The sequence below is a fragment of the Nocardioides sp. genome (assembly GCF_030655615.1).
In the GTDB taxonomy this organism is placed as follows: Bacteria; Actinomycetota; Actinomycetes; order Propionibacteriales; family Nocardioidaceae; genus Nocardioides.
The window spans coordinates 1-4125 of sequence record NZ_JAURVJ010000092.1 but is presented as its reverse complement, the minus strand read 5'-3'; the positions used below and the strand labels follow the sequence as shown (position 1 = coordinate 4125).

Below are 4125 nucleotides of genomic sequence, written 5' to 3'. Positions count from 1 at the left end.
GCAGCGGCGGGCGGCCACGCGGCGGCGTACCCCTGCGACCTGACCGACGGCGCCGCCGTCGATGCCCTCGTCGAGCGGGTGCTCGCCGAGCACGGCCCGGTGGACTACCTGGTCAACAACGCCGGCCGGTCGATCCGGCGGTCGCTGCGGGCGAGCCACGAGCGGTTCCACGACGTCGAGCGGACGATGGCGATCAACTACTTCGGGCCGGTGCGGCTGACGATGGGGCTGCTGCCGGCGATGCGCGACCAGCGGTTCGGGCACGTCGTCAACATCGTGTCGTGGGGCGTGCAGCTCAAGGCGCCGCGGTTCTCGGCCTACCTCGCGTCCAAGGCGGCGCTCGACACGTGGGCCCGGATCGCCGCGCGCGAGACGTGGGACGACAACGTCACCTTCACCAACATGCGGTTCGGGCTGGTGCACACGCCGATGGTCGCCACGACGGTGGAGCACTACCGGGGGTGGCCGGCGATGACCGCCGACGAGGCCGCGGCGCGCGTCGTACGGGCGCTCGAGGACCGGCCCGTGTCGTGGAACGTCGCCGCCGGTCGCGCGGGCGACGTCCTCAACCTGGTCACGCCGCGGCTCGCCGACTGGGTGATGCACCGAATGGACCGCGCGGACCGCTCAGGAACCTGACCGGGGAACCTGACCGGGGTGGGTGGACGTCGGACCCGCATGACCTGGGTCCTCCGCCTGCTCCTCCTCCCCGTCCTGGCCGCCGTCGCGGTGCCGGTGCTGGTCGTCACCACGGCCACCCCGGCCGCGGCCTGCAGCTGCGAGCTCGTCGATCCCGAGGCGCCGCCGACCTGGGGGCCGGAGGTCTTCGTGGCGACCGTCGTCGAGGACCTGCCCGAGGACGGCACCGGTGAGGTCGAGGTCGCGGCCGTCGTCACCCACGTCTATCGCGGCGACGTCCCGGACGAGGTCACCGTCGCCACCGAGGCCGAGGGCACGGCCTGCGGCCTGACCAGCCTCGAGGCCGGGCAGACCCGGCTGTTCAGCACCAGCCTCGACGGCGCGGTGGCCCGCGTGGGCTCCTGCGGCGGCCCGTCGGTCGTCGACGACGCCGTGATCGCCGAGGCCGAGCGCGACCTCGGTCCGGGCGAGGCCCGGGAGGTGCCGGAGGGGGCGCTCGAGCCGCGGGGTCGCCCGGGTGATCGCCTGGGTGATGGGGGTTCCGGCTCCGACGGGAGCGGCGCGGAGGTGCTCGCGCTGGGGCTGTTCGTCGGGCTGGTGGTCACGCTGGCCGGCGGGGTCGTGCTGGTGCGGTCCCGCGGTGGGGCTGGTTGACCCGGGTCAGCTGGCCTTCTTGGCCGCGGTCTTCTTCGTGGTCGACTTCTTGGCGGCGGTCTTCTTGGCCGGGGCCTTCTTGGCGGCGGTCTTCTTGGTCGTCGACTTCTTGGCGGTCGACTTCTTGGCGGTCGACTTCTTCGCCGCGGTCTTCCTGGCCGGCTTCTCGTCCTCGTCGTCGTCCTCGGAGTCGTCGGAGTCGTCGGCGTCCTCGGCCTCCTTCGGCACCGACTCGCCACGGGCGGTCTTGGCGGCCGCGACCGAGCGTTGCAGCGCCGCGAGCAGGTCGACGACCTCGCCGCCGGTCTTGGTCGAGGTGGGGGTCCGCTTGATCTCGCCGCCCTCGATCTTGGTCGTCACGAGGTCCTTGACGGCGTCGGCGTAGTCGTCCTCGTAGTCGGCGGAGTCGAAGTCGCCGGCGAGGGTCTCGACGAGCATCGTGGCCATCTTGACCTCGGAGTCCTTGACCTCACCGGTGTCGATCTGGAAGTCGGGCTTCCTGATCTCGTCGGGCCACATCATGGTCTGCAGCACGATCACGTCGTCGCGCACCCGCAGCACCGCGACGGTGGTGCGCTGGCGCAGCGCGACCGTCACGACCGCCATCCGGTCGGCGTCGAGCAGGGCCTGGCGTAGCAGGGCGTAGGGCTTGGCCCCGGTCTTCTCGGGCTCGAGGTAGTAGGACTTCTCGAACAGCATCGGGTCGATCTGGTCGCTCGGCACGAACTTCTCGACCGCGATCTCGCGCGACGACGTCGACGGCAGCGCGGCCATGTCGTCGTCGGTGAGGATGACCATCTCGCCGTCCTCGGTCTCGTAGCCCTTGGCGATCTCGGCGTAGGGCACCTCCTCGCCGTCGATCGAGCAGACCCGTTGGTACTTGATGCGACCGCCGTCGCTCTCGTGCACCTGACGGAACGACACGTCGTGGCTCTCGGTCGCGGAGTAGAGCTTCACGGGCACGCTGACCAGCCCGAAGGAGACCGCGCCCTTCCAGATCGCACGCATGACCCAGTATCACCCGTCACTCCACAGGGTTGTCCACAGGCAGTCGTACGCCGGTGGCGTGGGTCGGCCGGCTACCGCAGGCTGGCGCCCGTGATCGAGGCGCGTGACAGACTGGAGGGGTCGGAAGGTGTGGTCGTGGTCGAGCTCGTTCCCGAGAAGGTCGGACCGTGGACGTTCGACGACCTCCAGTCCCTGCCCGACGAGTCGGGATGGCGCTACGAGATCGTCGACGGGGCCCTGGTCGTGAGCCCCGGGCCGGCGCTGCGGCACGAGGTGGTGGGTGAGCTCCTCCGCCGGTGCCTGCGCGAGGTGCTTCCGCCGCACGTCATCACCGTGGGCCCGATGGCCGTCGACCTGGAGCCGACCTACCGCCTGCCGGACCTGGTCGTCGTCGACCTGGACACCGACGACACCACCAAGCTGGCCGCCGCCGACGTCCACCTGGCGATCGAGATCGTGTCGCCCAGCTCGACCACGACCGACCGGGTCACCAAGCCCGCGGAGTACGCCGCCCATGGACTGCTCGCCTACTGGCGGGTCGAGACCGACCCCGAGGTGTCCGTCACCGCCTACGTCCTGGGCGAGGGCGACGCCGTCTACACCGAGGTCGGCACCTGGGGCGAGGGCGAGACGCTCTCGGTCGCCGTGCCGTTCGCGATCGACCTCTCCGTCGACGACCTCACCCGAGGCCGGCCCTGACGGGTTAGATGGGGGCATGCGCCCCATGCTCGCCACGACCGGCGACCACGTGCCGACCGGCGGGGAGTGGGCGCACGAGGTCAAGTGGGACGGGATGCGGATCCTCGCCGACTCCGCCGGCTACGGCGACCGGGGCCGCTACCGGCTGACCAGCCGCAACGACAACGACGTGACCGGTGCCTGGCCCGACGTGGCCGAGGGGCTCCGCGAGGTGCGCGGGCTGCGCCGCCGCGACCTGCTCGTCGACGGCGAGGTCATCGCGCTCAACGCCGCCGGCGTCCCCGACTTCCGCACCCTCCAGGAGCGGATGCACGTGCGCCGGGCCTCGTCGGTGCAGCGCCTGGTCACCACGGTGCCCGTCACGTTCATGGTCTTCGACCTGCTGCGCCTCGACGGCGACGACCTCACCCGAGAGCCGCTCGCGACCCGCCGCGCCCGGCTCACTGAGGTGCTCGAGGGCTCCCCGTGGCAGGTGCCGGCGTCGTACGACGACGGCGCGATGCTCCACGAGGCGACCATCCAGCAGGGCCTCGAGGGCATCGTCAGCAAGCGGCTGGCGTCGCCCTACCGCCCGGGGGAGCGGAGCCAGCACTGGCTCAAGTTCGCCCACCGGTTCCGGTCGTCCTACGTCGTGGGCGGCTGGCGGCCCCAGGAGGGCACCACCGACCGGCTCGCCGCGCTGCTCGTCGGCGAGGTCACGCCCGACGGGCTGATGTTCCGCGGTCGCGTCGGCAGCGGCATCGCCGCCAAGCAGAGCCGCGCGCTGACCGAGGCGGTCGCCGGGCTGGCCCGCCACGACAGCCCGTTCGCCGACGAGGTGCCCCGGGTGGACGCCTCCGGCACGTTCTGGCTCGACCCCGTGCTCGTCGTCGACCTCGACTCGCACGGCCAGGGCTACCCGCGGCTGCGCCAGCCGTCCTACCGCGGCATCCGCACCGACCTGACCCCGGAGGACCTGTGAAGACCCTCGCCACGCTCGCCCTCGTCGCTGCCCTCGTCGCGCCACCGGCTCCGGCCGGCGCTGCCGACGGGGCTTCGAGGCTCGCTCCGCTCGCACCTCATCCGCCGTCGGCTGCCGACGGGGCCTCGAGGCTCGCTCCGCTCGCACCTCAGCCACCGTGAGCA

5 protein-coding genes are annotated in these 4125 nt (G+C 72.1%); 4 read left to right on the top strand and 1 reads right to left on the bottom strand.

The genetic code is table 11. The features are described 5' to 3' along the window. Together Q7T52_RS07670 and Q7T52_RS07665 are read left to right on the top strand one after the other, a co-directional pair. On the top strand, positions 1-639 hold a 639-nt coding region (locus Q7T52_RS07670; RefSeq protein WP_304801058.1), incomplete at its 5' end, for an SDR family NAD(P)-dependent oxidoreductase. A 39-nt stretch (positions 640-678) separates the two neighbouring features. Then, entirely contained in the window at positions 679-1293 is a 615-nt protein-coding gene (locus Q7T52_RS07665; RefSeq protein WP_304801056.1) for a hypothetical protein, read from the top strand. Positions 1294-1299: 6 nt separating this feature from the next. On the opposite strand, the gene Q7T52_RS07660 is transcribed toward Q7T52_RS07665, so the two are convergent. Further along, positions 1300-2301 carry a Ku protein gene (locus tag Q7T52_RS07660; protein ID WP_304801054.1) on the bottom strand — a complete coding sequence of 334 codons (1002 nt, stop codon included), beginning with the start codon at positions 2299-2301 and terminating at the stop codon, positions 1300-1302. A 135-nt stretch (positions 2302-2436) separates the two neighbouring features. Here Q7T52_RS07660 and Q7T52_RS07655 point away from each other — a divergent pair, with 135 nt between their 5' ends. Beyond that, positions 2437-3000, top strand: coding sequence for a Uma2 family endonuclease (locus Q7T52_RS07655; RefSeq protein WP_304801052.1), 564 nt, complete (start codon positions 2437-2439; stop codon positions 2998-3000). 16 nt (positions 3001-3016) lie between these two features. Beyond that, positions 3017-3961 (top strand): non-homologous end-joining DNA ligase, encoded by a 945-nt coding sequence (gene ligD, locus Q7T52_RS07650; RefSeq protein WP_304801050.1) that lies wholly within the window; start codon positions 3017-3019, stop codon positions 3959-3961. Positions 3962-4125: the final 164 nt, after the last annotated feature.